Source organism: uncultured Prevotella sp. (genome assembly GCF_946407605.1).
GTDB lineage: Bacteria > Bacteroidota > Bacteroidia > Bacteroidales > Bacteroidaceae > Prevotella.
This window is the reverse complement of the sequence record NZ_CAMJOS010000003.1, coordinates 118,222-137,111: the sequence shown is the minus strand read 5'-3', so window position 1 is coordinate 137,111 and position 18,890 is coordinate 118,222. Positions and strand designations below refer to the sequence as shown.

Genomic DNA, 18,890 nt, shown 5'->3' with positions numbered 1-18,890 from the left:
TGAGATTCAAGAATATGGAGATCATGCCTGTATTGATCAGGTCTGCGAACATGGCGCCAATGATAGGGACGATAAGGGCCAAGGCACCAATGCCGGCAGTCTGTATTAGGTGATACGCCGTTTCGCTGAATAAAACAGGGTGTTGGTTGAAAAAATTCGTTTAGTATCATCTTTTATATTATCTTTGCAACACCATAACGAACTACGAATTTACAATATGAAGATTTTTGTTTTAGGTTTAATGATTTTCTCAGGTGTACTGACCACGCAAGCTGGTGAGTACACCTTTGTTACCTTTGAGATGACCGATGGCACCAAGGCCTCTGTGCCTGCCTCTTCACTCACGATGACCATCAGCGGTAACACGCTGAAGGCAGGTTCACAGACCTTTGTCCTTGCCAACCTCAGCAAGATGTATTTCTCTGACACCAACGAGAGCACTGCTATCGAAGAGGTGACCACTGCCACCTTGGATGAGGCAGCCGAGATCTACGACCTGCGAGGCAACAAGGTAAGGAAAGACCAGATGAAACGTGGCGTTTATGTGGTCAAGACAAAGAACAAAACCTATAAAATGATTGTGAAATGAAAAAGATAATTGTCATCCTCGCTACCCTCCTGCTGACCATCGCTGCCGTGGGACAGACACTCCATGTAACCATGGGCAGTGTCACCTATCAGTTTCCTGCCAGTCAGACAGGTGACATGGACTTTGCCAATGGCCAGACACTGACCATCATGGGCAAGACGCTGACACTCAGTGCCATCGATGCGATGACTGTTGACGACACGACAGTACAGGACAATACCGTCAACATCACCTACAGTGGTACTTCAGCCACTGTCACTGTGGCAGGCAATGTGGCCCAATATGTGACTCCTACCGTCAACGGAGCCCACGTCAGCATTGAACAGACCAACACCTCCGACATTGATGGTGATGAGATTACCTACGTCCTCTCAGGAACCACCACCAACGGCTCGTTCTCTCTGGATGGCTCTTATAAGTGCACCATCGCCCTTGAAGGTCTCACGATGACCAATCCCAGCGGTGCCTGTCTGAACATCACCAATGGCAAGCGCATTCAGATCAGTGCGAAGAAGAACACCGAGAACACCCTTACCGATGGTGCTAATGGCTCGCACACTGGCTGTATCTACAGCAAGGGCCAGATACAACTGCAGGGCAATGGCACGCTGAATGTGGCAGGCAAGACCAAGCACGCCATCAAGAGTGGCGACTATATCCGCATCAAGAACCTGACGCTGAACATCACCTCTGCCAAGAAAGACGGTATCTCGTGTAACGAGTATTTCCTCATGCAGAGCGGCACTGTAACCATCAAAGGTGTGGGTGATGAGGGTATCCAGTGCGAACTCGACGGCACCACCTCGACAGGTCAGACCACCGACCATGAGGATGAGGACTCTGGCAACATCTATATCGAGGGAGGCACGCTGACGGTCAACAACACCAGTGGTGAGGGTATTGAGAGCAAGGGCGAGCTGTTTATCAGCGGTGGAAACGTCACCGTCAATGCCAAGGACGATGCTATCAATGCTGCCAGCCATCTCACCATCAGTGGAGGCACCGTCTATGCCTGTGCCACCAACAACGATGGTATCGATGCCAACGGCAACTGCTATATCAAGGGAGGCGTCATCTTTGCCATTGGTGCCCGTGAGCCCGAGGTGGCCATCGATGCCAATACAGAGAAGAACTTCAAACTCTACGTCACTGGTGGTACCATCATCGCCATTGGCGGACTGGAACGTGGCAGCAGTCTGACACAGACATGCTACCAGGCCTCTTCATGGACCAAGAGCAAGTGGTATGCGCTGACTGTTGGCAGCGAGACCATCGCCTTCAAGACTCCATCGAGTGGTGGTAATGGTCTGGTGGTGTCTGGTGCCTCACAACCCACACTGAAGCAGGGCGTCACCGTGAGCGATGGTACTGTGGTCTTCGGTGGCAACGGCTATACAGGAGCCACCGTCACTGGAGGTTCCAGCGTCTCGCTGTCAGAATACTCCGAACAAGGTGGTGGTGGAGGCCATGGTCCGAGATGGTGATACAATAAACTCGATTCTGGCACGTTATAATAGTAGAAGTTTTATGTACTGGCACTGGATGAAGCAGCAATCGCGACAGGAGATACTGATATACTTGGCAGTATGGGGTTTGCTCTTTGCAGCCCCCATGCTGAGTCTTTATGTGCGTACCGTCAGTGATGCCTCCGTGGTCTTCGACTGGTCCGAGATCTTCCTTGTATGGCGTAAACTCGCGGTCTTTCTGTTGCTCTTTCTCATACATAATTTCTTTTTGGCTCCACTACTGATTCATGGTCATCGCCGCGTGACGTATTTCTCCATCATGGCAGTCATCCTGGCAGCGTTTATCGTTTATCAGTGCAGCAACAAGCCCAACTTCAGAGAACCCAAGGGTCATCGTCCTCCACCTCGCATGGAGATGGAAGACCGTCATCACCCACCCTCCGATAGACATCCCTCGGACCATCCATCTGATGGACATCTCTCGGAGCATCCCTCCGAAAGACCTCCTCATGGGGAGTTCCGTCATCAGACACCCCCACCCTTTGTGGGCGAACGCGACATCCTGTCTACGGTGGTGCTACTGTTGATGTTTGGTGCTAACCTGGGCATCAAGGGCTATTTCCGCAGTCGCCACGACCGCAAACGACTGGCCGAGCTGGAGCATCAGAACCTGGAACAGCAGCTGGAGTATCTGCGCTATCAGATCAACCCCCATTTCTTTATGAACACCCTCAACAATATCCACGCCCTGGTGGATATCGACCCCCAGAAGGCGCAGGAGACCATTGTAGAGCTGTCGAAGATGATGCGTTTCGTGCTCTATGAGGGCGATAAGAAGGGGGTGCCCCTGACCCGGGAGATGGAGTTTATCCGCACCTATGTCAACCTGATGCAGTTGCGCTATACCGACAAGGTCAGGATTATCCTTGACCTGCCTGCCGAGACGCCCGACCACACCCTGCCACCATTGATACTCATCTCGTTTGTAGAGAATGCCTTCAAACATGGTGTCAGCTATCAGCAAGAGTCGTTCATCGAGATAAAAGCTGCTGTTGAGAACCATCACCTGCTCTTCACCTGTCGTAACTCGAAAGTCGAGAAAGCCCATGAGGAGAAACCACGTATTGGTGACGAGACATCAGGAAAGAAGGGTGGCGTGGGTCTGGCTAACGTCAGAAAACGCCTGAACCTGCTCTATGACCACGACTACAGCCTTCGCATCAACGATGGTGCCGACATCTATACTGTTGAACTAAATATTCCGCTGTCATGATTCGCTGTCTTGCTATCGATGATGAGCCATTGGCTCTGCAACAGCTTGTTGCCTATATCAACAAGGTGCCGTTCTTGGAACTGGCAGCACAGTGTCAGAGTGCCTTGGAGGCTCGACAGTTCCTGGAGAGCGATACCGTGGATGCCATCTTCTGCGATATCAATATGCCCGACCTCAATGGCATGGATTTTGTGAAGTCACTGGTGTCACCACCCCTTATCGTCTTTACCACCGCCTATTCGGAATATGCCGTCGAGGGCTTCAAGGTCAACGCTGTCGATTATCTGCTGAAGCCTTTTGGTCTGCAGGACTTCCAGCGTGCTGCGAGCAGGTTGCAAGAAAGACTATCCTCCCTTCACCCTTCACCCTTCACCCTTCACCCCATCGAAGATGATACCCTCTATCTCAAGACCGACTATCGTGTGGTGAAGGTGACGGTGGACGATATCCGTTATATCGAGGGCATGAGCGAGTACCTGAAGGTGTGGGTTGAGGGCGAGGCGAAGCCCATCATCACCTTGTTGGCCATGAAGAAATTGGAGGAACGACTGCCTGCCCATTTCATGCGCATTCATCGTTCCTATATCGTTAATCTCAATAAGATTCAGGAGGTCAACAAGAATCGTATCATCCTCGACGCCCAGACCAATCTGCCTGTGGGTGAGCTATATAAAGAGGCTTTCCAGAACTACCTGCAGAGTCGTTTCATAAAATAACTACTCTTTCCACTTTCCTCTTTCCACTTTCCTCAATCTGCTGCTCGCAGCAGATTCATATACTCCTCATACGAGATATAACGTCCTCCCATGCTACGCAGGTGAGGCGTCTCAAACTGACAGTCAATCAGTTTGCCACCATGTACCTCAAAAAACTTGGCGAGGAAGATGAGGGCGAGCTTCGAGGCACTGGGCACCAACGAGAACATACTCTCACCGAAGAAGGCGGAGCCGATAGTCACACCATAGAGTCCACCCACCAACTGTTTCTCTTCCCACACCTCCACACTGGCGGCAAAGCCCTGTCGGTGTAGCTCCGTGTAAGCATTGATGATGTCTGGTCCCAGCCAGGCACCATCTTCCTGATTTCGACTCTGGGCAGTGGCACAGCCATGAATCACGCCCTCGAAGTCACGATTGATGGTAACGTCATACTTACGACTCTTGATAAGTTGACGCATGGAGTGACTGATGTGAATCTCATGGGGGAAGATGACAAAACGCTGCAGGGGACAGTACCAGAGGGGCTCATCCTGATGCTGAAAGGAGTACCAGGGGAAGAAGCCATTGCTATAGGCCAGCAACAGGCGGTCCACACTCAGGTCACCACCTACTGCCACCAGTCCATCATCCTCACCCAGGTGAGGGTCTGGAAACCACAGATTCTTATCTAATTGATATACTGCCAAGTTAATTAAGAGTTAAGAGTTAAGAATTAAGAGTTAAGAATTTTCAACTCTCCATTTTCAACTTTCACCTGAACGGCTCCGCCGTTCTTCAACTTGCCAAAGAGAATCTCTCGCGTCAGCAGGGGCTTGATACGCTGACCGATGACACGATCCATCTCTCGGGCACCATACTCACGGGTAAAGCCCTCCTTCAACAGCTGGGCGAAGGCCTCGTCAGTCAGGGTCATCGTCACCTGCTTGGCGTTGAGTTTCTCCTGCAGTTCACCGAGTTTCTTCTTCAGTATCAGCGTAGCCATCTGCTCGTCCATATCATTAAACACCACCGTACCTGTCAGGCGGTTGATGAACTCAGGCTTGAAGGTCTTCTTCACCTGTTTCAACATGGCCTCACCACGCGACATATTGCCTGTGAAACCGATGTTGGCCTGTCCGGCAAACTGTGCCCCGGCATTCGAGGTCATAATCAGGATGACATTACGGAAGTCAGCCTTACGTCCCTTGTTGTCTGTCAGTCGGGCATAGTCCATCACCTGCAACAGGATGTTATAGATGTCCTGATGGGCCTTCTCTATCTCATCGAGCAGCAGCACGCAGTTAGGCGTCTTGCGGATGGCATCAGTCAACAGACCACCATCCTCATAACCCACATAACCGGCAGGAGAACCAATGAGCTTAGCCACGGTATGTTTCTCGGTATATTCACTCATGTCGAAGCGCAACAGCTGGATGCCCAGCTCCTTGGCCAACACACGTGCCACCTCTGTCTTACCCACACCCGTAGGACCTACAAAAAGCAACGAGGCCAGGGGTTTATTGTCATCCAGCAGACCAGCCTTCGCCATCTGTACCGACTCCACCACCTGTCTGATAGCCTCATCCTGACCGTAGATTTGAGTTGAAAGTTGAAAGTTGAGCGTTGAAAGTTTTGCGTTGTCGTCATCATCATTCATCGCCATCGCATCCACCTTACACGTCTTCGACAGCACCTCCGCGATGTGTGACTTAGTCACAAGTTTAGAATGTAGAGTGTAGAGTGTAGAGTTTGCTACCGCTGTTGAGTCGTTCTGTGTGGCGGTAGCAAACTCTACATTCTCAGTTCTACACTCAAAAATTGCTCCCGCTTCGTCGATTAGGTCTATCGCCTTGTCTGGCAGGAATCGGTCATTCACATATTTATAGCTGGCATCCACCGCAAAGTCGAGGGCATCGTCATCGTACGTAACGCCATGGAAGGTCTCGTACTGTCCACGCAACTGTTGGAGGATATGCTTGGTCTCCTCGGGTGTAGGCTCAGGGATGTCAATCTGCTGGAAACGACGCACCAAGCCCTTGGAACGTGAGAAATGGCGGTTATACTCCTCGTAGGTCGTAGAACCGATAAAACGGATGCCACCAGCCTCGAGATAAGGCTTCAGCATGTTCGAGGCATCCATAGAGCCCTCGCCAGTGGCACCGGCACCCACCAGGGTGTGTATCTCATCGATATAGACGATGTTTTTGTCGCTCTCCTCCTGGATGCCCTCCATAATCTGCTTGATGCGGTTCTCGAAGTCACCACGATATTGCGTACCAGCCAACAGCGTACCGATGTCGAGTTGGTAGATTTTGCTGCCCTGCATACGCTCAGGCACCCTACCCTCCTCAATCATACGTGCCAAGCCCCAGACAAGGGCTGTCTTACCCACGCCAGGCTCTCCCACATGCAGTGGGTTGTTTTTATCGCGCCTGCAGAGCACCTGGATGGTACGCTGCAGTTCCTGTTCACGTCCAATCAACGGATTATGCTTCTCATAGAGCTCGTTCATACAGGTCACCAGTCTGCGCCAGGCGGCATCAGTCTTGTGTTCACCTGTCTCCTCCTCCAGTCTGTCATCAAACTCATAGGAGCCGATAAGCTCACTCATAAAGTTGCTCTCTTTGTCGCCCAGGGCATCCTTCAGCAGATAGCAGGCCCACGAGTCCTCCAGCTGCAGCAGGCCCATCGTCAGATGGGGAATATCCAAAGCCTCAGCACTGCTGTAATACACCTGCTGACAAGCTATCTCAATCACCTTACCCATCTGTGCCGAGGCCTCAGGCTCATAGTCACGGTCTTCAGGTACTGTCTCTATCGTCTCCAGCTGTTTCTCCAGCCGCTCTGCAAACTCCTCTATCGGATAAAAGATGTTCAGGGCCTTGTTGAAGTTAAACTCGTCTATCAACACCCACAGCAGGTGTTCGGGCATGATAAACTCATGCCGGTATTCCTTGCAGCATTTCAGGGCCTCGTTCAACGCCTGCGCAGCACGTTGTGTCTGTATTATCTCTGCCATCTCTCCAACTTTCAATTTTCAACTTTCACCTTTCAACTTTCAACTTCGGTCTAGTCTGCTCACGCTCGACATAGCTCAAACAAGTTTGGCTCTGTTCTCGCTTACTCGCAGCCTTCACCTTTCACCTTTCACCTTTCAACTTTCACTCCTCCTCCACAGTCAGGCGTAGCGGAAAGCTCGCCTCACGGGCCATTCTCGTGGCCTTACGCACCTTCGAGGTGGCCACATCATAGCTATAGATGCCCACCACCGCCTTGTCGGAGTGGTGCACCTGCAGCATCAGCGTCTCTGCCTCGGCCTCCGTCTTGAAAAACACCTCTACCAACACCTTCACCACAAACTCCATGGTGGTGAAATCATCGTTGTAGATGGTCACCTTATAGCGTCTCGGTTCACGCAGGTCAGTGCGCTGTCTTTCCTTTATTCCTGTCTGTTCTTTTGCCATTTCACATTTTTTTATTTGCAAAGATACGGATATTTGCGAGAATATTACTATATTTGCAACAATTTTAGTATTGTTTATTACAATTGCTATGGATATTTCGACAAAAAACCTAAAAAAGATACTACTGACCGCCATCGTCCTGATACTGTTTGCAATGGTCAGTTGCACCCATCGTCAAGCCATGTCTGCCTCTGGCGATTCGGGCTATAACACGGCTGACTCCATCATCTCAGATATTGGTGACAACCGAGAGTTCCAACGTCTGATAACTGTCACCGACAGCTTCGAACGCATCGGTGAGATTCCGAAGGTGAGGGCCATCTTCTACACCACCATCGCCTATAACATGCTGGGACAGCATCGCAAGGCGCTGCACCTGTATTATCAGTTGGCAGCCATCCCTGCCGACTCACTCAACTGCCAGGCTAACATCGAGTCATATATCTACGCTTCCAAGGACTATGTGCGCCTGCTTTGTGATATGCGTCGTTATGACCGGGCCCTGCGTGAGGCTCAGAATGCTGACCGCAAGCTGAAGGCAGCGGGATATGACACGTTTGTGGATCATCACGACATCGCCCAGATGATTGGTGAGAGTCAGCTCTATCTGGATCAGGAAGAAGAGGCCCGTAAGAACTTTGAGAAGTCGTTGCAGGGCGTCTATAAGCGTCTGAGCACCAACAACGGTCCTTTGGACCTGCGTGAGTGTCAGAAGACCATGAACGCCATCGCCAGGGCCCTTATGTATCGGGGACATTACGAAGAGGCAGAGCCCTGGATTGCACGTCAGGACTCACTGTTGGCCGTAGCTGACAGTCATCCTCAGCGCGACTCTGTCTATGTTGATGAGATGAAGGCCGACATCAACTATAGCAAGGCGCTGCTGGCCATTGGTCAGGGACGTCCCGAGGATGCTGAGCGTGCCTTTGCCGAGTATCAGTCCACCCAGACTGCTCAGCTGTTGGGCAACATCATCAACAGCAACGAATACCTCCTGCAGGCTCAACGTTATGAGGAGGCTGCCAACAACTATATCCAGCTCGATCATTTCCTGAAGCAGGGTGGCTACAAGGCCGATCTTGAGAATATCGGTCACTATATGATTCCTAAGTACAAGGCCAACCTGCTGGCAGGTCATATCGACACAGCCATGCTCATTGCCACCAAGGTGGCCGAATACTATGACACAGCCCTGATACGCCAGAAGATCATCGATGCCGACCTGTTGGCCACCGTCTATGATACCGAGGGCAAGGAACGTCAGATTGTAGAGCAGCGGGCAGAGCTGTCACGACAGCGTCTGCTGGCCGTAGGCGTCATCATGGTCCTGATCATCATCTTCCTCCTCGTCTATAGCCTCCAGCGCCGCAAGGCCTTCCACGAGTTGAGCGAGACCAACCGCCAGCTGAAGCTTGCTAACCAGCGTGCAGAGGAGTCAGCCCGCATGAAGACCAAGTTCATCCAACAGATATCCCACGAGGTGCGCACACCCCTCAATGTCCTTTCAGGCTTCAGTCAGGTGCTCGCCACTCCCGATATCGATATCAGTGGCGATGAGCTACAGACCATCAGTCATAAGATTGTAGAGAACAGTGAGCGCATCACCAAGCTGGTCGATAAGATGCTCGACCTCAGCATGGTCAACAGCGATGCCGATATCGCATGCAACGATACCGTCACACCTCTCGACATCGCCAGACAGGCTATCGAAGCCAGTGACATCAAGCATGCCACCCACCTGCAGTTCCAGTTGCAGACCTCACCCCAGGCCGAATCACAGACCATTGTCACCAACCAGAAGTCTGCCGTCAAGGCCCTCACCCTCCTGCTCGACAATGCCATCAAGTTCACTCATCCCCTGGCCTACAAGGGTCGCAAGGCCGATAGTCCCAGCGTCACGCTGAGCATCGGTATCAATGACGGCAAGGCCTTCTTTGTCGTCGAAGACACCGGCATTGGCATCCCTTCCGACCAGGCCGAGAATATCTTCACCGAGTTCGTTCAGCTCGACGAATACTCCGATGGCACCGGCATCGGCCTCTCCATCGCCCGTTCCCTTGCCCGCCACATGCATGGTGACATCACCCTCGACACCTCCTACACCTCCGGTGCCCGGTTTGTCATGACGCTGGGATAATTATCACAACCTATTACCGAATAAAACTAAAAACAGATATGGCAATACTAACAAGAGGTCAACAAATAGACATGTACACGGTGCAGAGCCTCATCAAGGAGAACCTCTACACCGAGACATACCGTGTGGAAGACGAGAACAACAATCCTTTCTTCATGAAAGTATTCGTCACCAAACGAATGCCGGAGAAACTGATAAATCCTGATACTGGCCAGGTGCTCGAGATAGCGTACTGTCAGAAAATCAAACATAAGGATATCATCAGCTACATTGGCAGTGGTACGATTGAGAGTGAGGAGTGTAAATGCCAATACTATGTCACCAACTACTTCAGTGGAGAACTATTGGCTGAGAAAATCCATCGAGAGGGGAAGATAGAGGCCCACGAGGCAATGACTATTTTCCGTGGTATCTTGGAAGGTCTCCAGCATCTGCATGCCGAAGGCCTCTTACACAATGACATCACCCCACGCAACATCATGCTTTCCGCTACCACCAATGGCACACCCGAGATTATCGACCTCGGTCACCTGTCTGAACGCTGTTCAGGAAAGGTACCCTTCGACACCTCCGACCTGGAAGTGCTCTATTGTGCCAACGAGACCTTTGGTGGATTATATGACGAGCAAAGTGACATCTTCTCGGCAACAGTCGTACTGTTTGCCATGCTGACAGGTCAAGCGCCCTGGAATATGGAGTTCTCAGAAGCCATGAAACGCCCCAGGAAAGCGATGCTACTTAAGGAGAAGCGCAAGGCCGAACCTATCGCCTTCGACGAGTTGGAGGTAGATGACCGTATCAAGGTAATACTCGCCAAGGGACTGGCTGTTGACTATTCTGATCGTTATAAGAGCATCGACCAGATATTGGCAGACATGGACTCTGACAAGCAGCCAGAGGCCCCCAAACCTAAGAAAGAGAATAAGGGGCAGGACGACAACCAGCAAGGTGGTTTAAGCCAAGAACAGGAAAGTCCCAACAAGGTTGAGTTTGAGATTAAGCGTGGTGGTGGCAATGGCTTTAAGGACATCGCAGGCATGGAGGAGCTGAAGACCTACCTGTCACAGCGGGTTATCTTTGTCATCAAGAACAAGGAGAAGGTCGAGAAATACAAGCTGACCACGCCCAATGGCATGCTCCTCTATGGTCCTCCGGGCTGTGGTAAGACGTTTGTGGCCGAGAAATTCGCTGAGGAGACAGGCTTTAACTTCATCCTCGTCAAATCCTCAGACCTTGCCAGCTCGTTTGTTCATGGCTCGCAAGAGAAGATTGCCCAACTGTTTAAGCAGGCAGAGAAACATGCTCCCATCGTCATCTGTTTTGATGAGTTCGATGCCTTAGTACCCGACAGGTCCAATCCTGCCGCACAATACTCTGCAGGCGAAGTCAATGAGTTCCTGTCACAATTAAACAACTGTTCTCAAAGGGGCATCTTTGTGGTAGGCACCACAAACAGACCCGACAAGATTGACCCTGCCGTATTGCGTACTGGCCGTATCGACAAACAGGTGTATGTTCCCCTACCCGACAAGGAAGCACGTAAGGAGATGTTCTTGCTGCACCTCAAGGGAAGACCCTACGACGAGGGAGACATTGATGCCGATAAGCTGTCCGAACTGTCTGACGGCTATATCGCCAGCGACATTGCCTATGTCGTCAATGATGCCGCTATGGTTGCTGCCTTCACAGACCAGAGCATCACGGAGGAGCTCTTGGAGACTTCCGTCAAGAATACCCATCCCTCACTTCGTGCCGACACGCTCCAGATCTATGATGAGATTAAGCGAAAGATGGAGAACACCGAACGTCGCAACATGGGACGTCCTAAGATTGGATTTACATAATTCACATTATCAATAACTTAAAACATTCAACTTATGAAAACATCAGAAAGAGTATTGGAATTTCTGAAGCAACAGGGATTCTGTCCGGAGGTTGACCCTAACAACGGGAACATTTTCTTCAAGTATCAAATGAGGTCTTTTATCTTCATCAATAATGACGAGGACGAGGATTTCTTCCAGTTAGCACTGCCTGGCATCTTTGACGTAACGGAAGACAACCGTGAACTGGCTCTCGAGGCATGCAACAAGACCAACTTCAGCATCAAGGTGATCAAGTGCTGCATCCCCCACGATGACGTATGGGTGTTCTTCGAGAACCTCCTCGACAGCTCTCCCGAGGTTAAGGACATCATCCCCCGTGCCCTGGCCATCCTCCAGGGTGCCCAGCAGCAGTTCTACGAGAACATGAAGTAATCATATATCCTGTTCCCCACGGAGATTCCGTGGGGAACATAACTTTCGAATTAGCCCTAATCCTTTTGTAAATACTTGAGGAGATTATCCAACTCTTGATTCAACATCTTTAACACCTGTGTTTGGAATGCGTAGTACTCGACAGGCAAATACGGCTCATGGCTATTTTGAGTAAAGAATTCGAACATCTGCTGAGCAGACATCTGCGTAGTGCTATGTGGGATATAATCTTTGTGATTGTAATAGTGCCGAAGGGCCAATATTGCATATACTAGCTCACTACTTTCCTTCTTGAAAGGAGGAGGAAGAGTCTGTCCTTTATTCGTTCGTTCCCAATAGTTTTTATATATTGCACCACTAAAGCGTATTACGCCATCTCTGTCATCAGCAGGACGTTGCATGTCATCAATCAAAATAAATTCCTGTTTACTTTCAGCGAATACCTGCTTATAAGAATTTATCTTATTCATGGTATCTACTATGTTTTTTGTCAACTGATAAGAGGCTGGTATTATATCCTCTGTACCCTTGGACTGGGCGTTTAAATAATCTCTAAGAAAGCCTATGGCAATTTCATAATTCTCCCCATCTTTGGATTTTCTGACATAACCATTTTTTACCATTTCGCTAAGCAGATTGTAATCAAATCTTGCAGGAGCAAAAGACAATTGGTTTAATATTTTTCTTTCCTGAGGCTGAATATACCTATTAAGTATTTCATCAAAGAACGATTGCAAGAGTTTATAGTCTGGTTCGCTATGTTCAACATACAAATGAGTTCCAATAGTTTTAACATAAAAAGGAACGCCCCCCGACCAATTAAATATTTTTTCCATGTATGAGTCTAGATACTGCCTTAATTCGGAATCTTGAATTTTGTTCAACTCATATGCCAGAAGTACTTGATAGTCATCATAGCAAAGGGGAGGCAAGGAAATATCGTTGGTAGTCCAATTTAGCTGATTAGATCCGATTTTGCTTTCAAATTTTCCCCAGTGCTCTGCACCAGAAATGACATACTGAAGACACTCTTTTTCAAATAGTCGTCTAATGGGCATAAAAGGTGCCTTATCATTCTCAAAGCCAATTCCCTGTTTCAGTAATATTTCGTATTCATCTATTAATAGCAATACAGTTATGTCTTTTTCTTCTCTAATGTATGTGACAAATTTCTCAAACAAATCGACCATATTATCTGACATCCTCATCAAACACTTTTTGACAACATCCTCTGATGAGGATGGAGCAATAGTATCAGTATCGAAAGTAATATCTTCTGTAAAGCGTCTCTGTAATGTCAAGGTCGCAATCATTCTTGTCAAAATATATTGATAGATTTTTTCACGCGGTGTTGTTTCACCCACGAAGAGTGTGAAGTCTAAATATACAGGACAGAATTGCGGGTCGTTCTCCAACTTTTTATAAAGCATTTTCAAGAAGCTGGTTTTACCGAAACGACGTGGTGCTGTAACAGAAATATTTCTGCCAATACGTAAATATTTACAAGCATTTGACATTTCCTGTGCTCTTCCAAAAAGCTCCTCTAAATTGCCTACAGGTCTTGATGAAAAGATGGGAGTCATAATTGTTATTCTTTAGTATATTAATAATCTTTACTTTGAGAATTAATCAATAGTATTTGTCTTAAGACAAGATACCTTATACCACAAGCGGAAGAGATCAACCTTAATTGTAAAACCTTTATTGCCGTTGGCCTTTATTATGCCCTTATCCAACAAACTCTGTATCGTCGAACTCAATTCTTCTGGAGTTCTTGCTGGAACTTCCTTATTCCATTTAGATTGTATTTCAGCTAAAGGCATGGGGATGATTTTATCTTCTTTAGCCCTATATAAAGCGATATATCTCAAGACATCTCGTTCCAAAGGATGATTATTGTCAAGCATATTACTATCAAATCTTCCGTGAGGTATGACAGTACAATCATTAACACGTTCTTCATTGCCAACCAGAATATTCACAACGTGACTCAATTCCGGAATACCAATCCAGTCATACCTATTCTTGGCATATTCAGCACAAGAATAGCAAATAATCTGGATAAAATACGGAATATCACCACTTAGGGAATGAATTAGTTCCTTTGCTTCCTTGGTGAACTGAAGCTTCTGGTTCATAGCATCCATTAGCATTTCTGCATCCTCACGCTTTATTTCTGCTATTTGCATCTCGTTGATATTGGTAAAAGCTCCTGTTGACAGTAGTTCACTATTGGGATTATTCATCAGGTCTTTTATATCGTAGGTTCCTGCAAAGATAAAACAAGCCTTTTCATCAAGTGCCAGCTGCCTCAACATATGTACAAACGTACCTCCTACATTTCCCTTCTTTAACATATTGGAGATAAATGAGAATTCATCGATAAAGATAAACGGGAAAACTCCTATTTTGTTGAGTTCTTCCACAACATCTTTTAAATCGAATGACGAATAAACATCTTTTTTATAGTTAAAAACCGGATAAGCTAACAAGTCTGGTCGTTTTTTGCATTCTCCACGTAGTTTCTCATATTCTTCACATATTTGCGTCTCAATAATAGAACGCCAAATATACGAATCGTCTTTATCCAAATCAATATCCAGACAAATAGGCAAAGGTGCCAATTGCATGGTCTTTCCGTCTTTCTGGATTGTTTTGCTAAGCATTTCACGCTTCAACTTGTTTAAAATTGAAGTCTTTCCCGTTCTGGACAGTCCATATAGGACATAAGTATAGCTTCTTTTTTCTGACAAGTAATGACTAACTAATTTCTCAACTGTTTCATTTCTGCCATAAAATATATTTGACTCTGTTACTTGTCTTCCTATATCTGGTATAGCCGGTTTCCCAAAGTTCCACAAAATAATGGTTTCGTCATTAATAATATTATTGATATTAGGACTATCTGTTGCAGTAAAACGATATCTGACAGCATCTATGGCAATATCGTCACAGAAAGCCTGTACTTCAATATTTAGATTTACCACAGGTGACTGCATCATGGTAGTTGGAAGTGTCACTTTATGAGTTTCTTTATTTCCAGCCCTGGCAATCAGAGGTTTATCGCTAACAATCTCCTTAGATTCTGGTTCATTATTCTGATTTTCATCTGTTATCGTATATTTTATCCGATAACGGCTTGCTGTACGTTCTCCTTTATTCGTTATTTGAATTGTAAAGCATCTATCTACAGCGCCAGAACGTGTCAAGTAAATAGGATTAAGTTCCACTAACAGTCGGGGTAGCAGTTCTTTTTTCTTATCATCCAATGCACTTTCAAATACTTTTCTCCAATTAATAGCAATCGGAAGAATTACTACTTTGCCCACATAAGTAGAGTTATCAGTATTTTCCAAGTAGTTAATAATATCTTTTATATCATTGATACATTTCTCAAGAATGTTTATATGATCGGTCGTTGTTAATGAATCATATTTCTCCAAATAGCCCATGATCTTCAGCATCTTTTGGAGCACTTCATCCTTGTTGCTCTTCGAAACGACAGAATCGTTTTCTTTCAATATCTCATTTAGGAGATCGACTTCTATCTCCCTAGAATCCAAATTCGTCATCTCTAGTTTAGAGATAAGGTCGCAAACTTTACGTATACTCAGCCTTCTTGCATCAAACGTTTCATGGAGAAATCTTTTAGCCAGTAATTTAACATTTCTATTTGCGCCCTCTACTTGATTAATAAGGTGATAGGTTGTTTCTACCTGACCTTTTTGGAACAACTTAAAAATATCAGCAATTCCATTTTCCATTTCAAGAAGTTGATTCCATACTATTTCGTTGGCTGCCCCCACATCAATTAGAAATTGCAAAATAAGACGTTTCTTTTTCTCATCATCTCCAAAAGCATATTCAAGGACAAGTTCATTCCAAGAACGACCTTCGAGGTAATCGCATTTTGAGATAACAAACAAAGCTTTAATATATTCACCCAAAAGACGACACAAGGATTCTACATTATCAATCCCCATTGACAATGCTGCTGCCATATAACTTCTGCCCACATCAAAATAAGTGCGCATTTCCGATTCTTTTTCTCTAACGATGTAGTTTAAAGAATCATAAGCTTTTTGAACTGCATACTCTACCTTTATTATTCTATATTCCTTTTCATTGCCTTCTATAAGTCCTTTACGATAAAATTTAGATAGCACCTTCAAATAATACTCGCAACTCTCTTCACTAGAATCGAACTGCTTATCACGAGCAAGCTCCAAAAGTGTATCCTTAGCTATCTTTTTTCCATTTTGTCGACTATCATTCCGATAAGTTTTAATGTCAATATCAATTAATTCTGAATAATCAAAACTAGCTGATGTACTAAGTATAATATCTCTTACGTCATGGAAAACAGGATCTTGAGCAGATATAACTCGTTGTATCATCTGTTTAACCATAAAATCGCCCGGATTCAGCACCTGTGCACGAGTAAGATACGCCAATATTTTTTCTTTCTTCCCCTGATTCTCTTCCAAATATCTTGCCAATCCTTTTAGCAAATTACACTTTTGGGAATTTACCATATCAGTCAAAAGCATACAGTTTTCGACATAGTCAGAATAAGCACTAATATACTTTTCCTTGTCAATAGAATCATCCATTAGTTCATAGCGCACCTTTTTTAAATAATTAATGAGGTTTAGTGCTAAATCTTTCTCCTCAAAATAATCAAATATAATATCTACAATCTTCAAAGCATCCTCTGTCTGATTGTCATCTACAAGTTTAGAAATTTTTTTCTTAATATATTCAAATAGCAAGTTATCATTCTCATCATTAACCTCCAAACTTGCTATGAAGTCAGCTATTGGAAGCCTATGGACACAAATGGCTTTTCGCTGCTCTCTCTTGGAGGGATTGGCAACAATAAAATAATTCAGTTTAATTGCAAAGTTTTTTGACTGGTGATCTTTATGTCGTAAAATCTCATGGACAAGATTTTCATCCATAACATCTTTCATTTCAAAATAGATATCTTCACCTCCTTCCACATCTTTAATGAAGCCACCTAATATCCTGCCATCAGACAATTTATCTTTTATGAGCTTATTAATCTGACAACTATCAGGTGGAAACTTTCCATATTTCACACTTTTGTCCTTTTTATCTTCATCAAAATTCAACTTCCCGACAATCTTTGGAAGACGAATTTCCGGATGAAAGATGGTTGGAGTTTCAGGTGTTATTTTTGTATTTGCGCCCAAGTCTTCCTCCACAAGAACAGATTCATCAAGATTCTGTTCATTTTGATCATCACTTGGTTGCGACCCCATCTGTTCAAAGGTATCAATATCATCTGTTTTTTGTATAACTGTTCGCCCATCAAGGGTGCGTAAGCCTATTTTATCTGTATTTATAAGGAGAATTTCTCCTTCATAATGCTTACCATCCATCATCACCAAAGAGACGCAGTCTCCTTTACTTATAGATTCCAAAAGCAGTTCTTTTTCTATCTGTTCCATGATAACGCTTTTTGTTTATTAATAATAGGTGGATCCATTTCTGTCATATTCAAGACAAGAGTCCTAAACAATTCGATGCAACATACAAAAATAGATTACATCCATATTTGTTATTAGTTCTATTTATAGATAGTGCAAAGGTAAGAAACATTTTTCAACTCTCCAAATAAATGGTCTATAATTTTACGTAGCTTGCTTTGAGGTACGGATTATTGCGGGATTATCAACATATTTATTTAAAAATAATTGCGACATTCAAGATTTATTTGTATATTTGCCCCGCCTAAAACTTAAGAAACATGTTCAAGATATTCATTGAAGAATCAATACTGGCCAAAATTGTCGATTGGATAGCAGATGCTCCGTATCGACGACATTTGTATCCTCCTACTTCAGAAGAAAAGAAACAGGAGAATGCCAAACTGGATGCTGCCTATTCCAAGGTCTATAAGTTACTCCAACAGCAAAAGAAGGTTTTCACAACAGCACATACATCCAAATACTCCAGGCTCCAGGCTTTCCAAAAGGAGAACAAGATCACCATTGATGGCAGCATGACATCTTATATTGATCATATTGCCGACGACCCTTCTTCTGTTCTCCAGCAGCCATCTTCCCTATTCATTCTCAACATTCCTGTTTCTGGGGCAGAGCGTATTCAGAAGTCGTATGGTGTCATGTGTTTAAGTGGAGATAACGTGGATATCTCGCCATTGATAGACGTTAACGACATCCATATCTCAAACGAGCGAGAGAAATTAGGTAGAGGATGGGACTCAGTGTTAGATAGTGTTGAGACCCTTCCTTCAAATGCCTTACTGTTGACCGACCGATACCTTTTTGCCTTCCGTCATCCCAATGCAGGCGATGGTTTGGCAAACATTCGAGAGATTCTAGACGAACTGCTACCGAAGACATTCCTTGGTGGAGACTATCATGTCACTGTCGTTTTCGATGACAAGAGCAAACACGCCTCCTACACTTTTGACGAGATTGCCACTAAACTGAATCGTATCAAGACACAGTTGCATCGTGACTATCCAATCATGATGGAAGTGTTGGGTGTCACCCCCGATTGTGCCATCTACAATAAGCTCCACAACCGCCTTATCATCTCTAATTACTACTTGGTAGAGGCAGGTCATAAACTGGCTGCTTTCAATGAAGACAAAGGCACAGCCCGCCAGACACTTCTTCCCTTAGCTCTCTTCACGGAGAACAGTCTCAACGGCACCTCCACCCCACCCCTGAAGGCTATCGAGCAGACGGTCTCCACCCTTCGTGAGTTCTCTAAATCACTCTCCAATATGACAGATCACAGCGTCTACCTCTATGCTGTGAATGGTCAACGGATGGAGAAGTGTATAAGCATTAGAAACAGGTTGACAAAATGATTCCTCATCACAAAAAAAAATATATGAAACTAAAAGTTACTATCCCATTAGCATTGCTTTGCGTTGCTTTACTGCTTTTTATTGTATGAACTGACAGTCTCTATGAATAAACAGTAAGAAAGAATTGTAAACCAAAA

13 protein-coding genes are annotated in these 18,890 nt (G+C 45.7%); 8 read left to right on the top strand and 5 right to left on the bottom strand.

Going from position 1 to position 18,890, the window contains the following annotated elements:
• The first annotated feature begins 217 nt into the window (after nt 1–217).
• The 4 genes from Q0R57_RS02470 to Q0R57_RS02455 are packed head-to-tail and all read left to right on the top strand — an operon-like array spanning nt 218 to nt 4,044.
• Nucleotides 218–589, top strand: coding sequence for a hypothetical protein (locus Q0R57_RS02470; RefSeq protein ID WP_294743581.1), 372 nt, complete (start codon nt 218–220; stop codon nt 587–589).
• The gene (locus Q0R57_RS02465) at nt 586–2,073 is read left to right on the top strand and encodes a carbohydrate-binding domain-containing protein (RefSeq protein WP_294743579.1); all 1,488 of its coding nucleotides are present in this window, start codon (nt 586–588) and stop codon (nt 2,071–2,073) included. The genes Q0R57_RS02470 and Q0R57_RS02465 overlap by 4 nt, the downstream gene beginning before the upstream one ends.
• A 43-nt stretch (nt 2,074–2,116) precedes the next feature.
• Nucleotides 2,117–3,328, top strand: a complete 1,212-nt coding sequence (locus Q0R57_RS02460) for a histidine kinase (protein ID WP_294743578.1) — start codon at nt 2,117–2,119, stop codon at nt 3,326–3,328.
• Nucleotides 3,325–4,044 carry a LytTR family DNA-binding domain-containing protein gene (locus Q0R57_RS02455; protein WP_294743576.1) on the top strand — a complete coding sequence of 240 codons (720 nt, stop codon included), beginning with the start codon at nt 3,325–3,327 and terminating at the stop codon, nt 4,042–4,044. The genes Q0R57_RS02460 and Q0R57_RS02455 overlap by 4 nt, the downstream gene beginning before the upstream one ends.
• Before the next feature lie 32 nt (nt 4,045–4,076).
• On the opposite strand, the gene aat is transcribed toward Q0R57_RS02455, so the two are convergent.
• From aat to Q0R57_RS02440, 3 genes are all read right to left on the bottom strand, one after another.
• Nucleotides 4,077–4,733: a leucyl/phenylalanyl-tRNA--protein transferase gene (aat, locus tag Q0R57_RS02450; RefSeq protein WP_294743574.1), complete on the bottom strand. Its 657-nt coding sequence runs from the start codon at nt 4,731–4,733 to the stop codon at nt 4,077–4,079.
• 26 nt (nt 4,734–4,759) lie between these two features.
• Complete coding sequence (gene clpA / locus Q0R57_RS02445; protein WP_294743572.1) at nt 4,760–7,045, bottom strand: ATP-dependent Clp protease ATP-binding subunit ClpA; 2,286 nt, start codon at nt 7,043–7,045, stop codon at nt 4,760–4,762.
• A gap of 142 nt (nt 7,046–7,187) precedes the next feature.
• On the bottom strand, nt 7,188–7,490 hold the full coding sequence (locus Q0R57_RS02440; RefSeq protein WP_294743570.1) for an ATP-dependent Clp protease adaptor ClpS: 303 nt from the start codon (nt 7,488–7,490) through the stop codon (nt 7,188–7,190).
• A gap of 88 nt (nt 7,491–7,578) precedes the next feature.
• On the opposite strand from Q0R57_RS02440, the gene Q0R57_RS02435 reads away from it, so the two are divergent.
• The 3 genes from Q0R57_RS02435 to Q0R57_RS02425 are packed head-to-tail and all read left to right on the top strand — an operon-like array spanning nt 7,579 to nt 11,885.
• Nucleotides 7,579–9,627 (top strand): HAMP domain-containing sensor histidine kinase, encoded by a 2,049-nt coding sequence (locus Q0R57_RS02435; protein ID WP_294743568.1) that lies wholly within the window; start codon nt 7,579–7,581, stop codon nt 9,625–9,627.
• A 38-nt stretch (nt 9,628–9,665) separates the two neighbouring features.
• Complete coding sequence (locus Q0R57_RS02430; RefSeq protein ID WP_294743566.1) at nt 9,666–11,471, top strand: AAA family ATPase; 1,806 nt, start codon at nt 9,666–9,668, stop codon at nt 11,469–11,471.
• A 33-nt stretch (nt 11,472–11,504) separates the two neighbouring features.
• A complete protein-coding gene (locus tag Q0R57_RS02425) occupies nt 11,505–11,885 on the top strand; it encodes a hypothetical protein (RefSeq protein ID WP_294743564.1) in 381 nt (126 codons plus the stop codon).
• A gap of 56 nt (nt 11,886–11,941) precedes the next feature.
• Here Q0R57_RS02425 and Q0R57_RS02420 read toward each other — a convergent pair whose 3' ends face one another.
• A complete protein-coding gene (locus Q0R57_RS02420; protein ID WP_294743562.1) occupies nt 11,942–13,468 on the bottom strand; it encodes a hypothetical protein in 1,527 nt (508 codons plus the stop codon).
• Between the two features lie 42 nt (nt 13,469–13,510).
• A complete protein-coding gene (locus Q0R57_RS02415; RefSeq protein WP_294743560.1) occupies nt 13,511–17,359 on the bottom strand; it encodes a hypothetical protein in 3,849 nt (1,282 codons plus the stop codon).
• Between the two features lie 299 nt (nt 17,360–17,658).
• On the opposite strand from Q0R57_RS02415, the gene Q0R57_RS02410 reads away from it, so the two are divergent.
• On the top strand, nt 17,659–18,753 hold the full coding sequence (locus Q0R57_RS02410; protein ID WP_294743558.1) for a hypothetical protein: 1,095 nt from the start codon (nt 17,659–17,661) through the stop codon (nt 18,751–18,753).
• Nucleotides 18,754–18,890 lie beyond the last annotated feature (137 nt).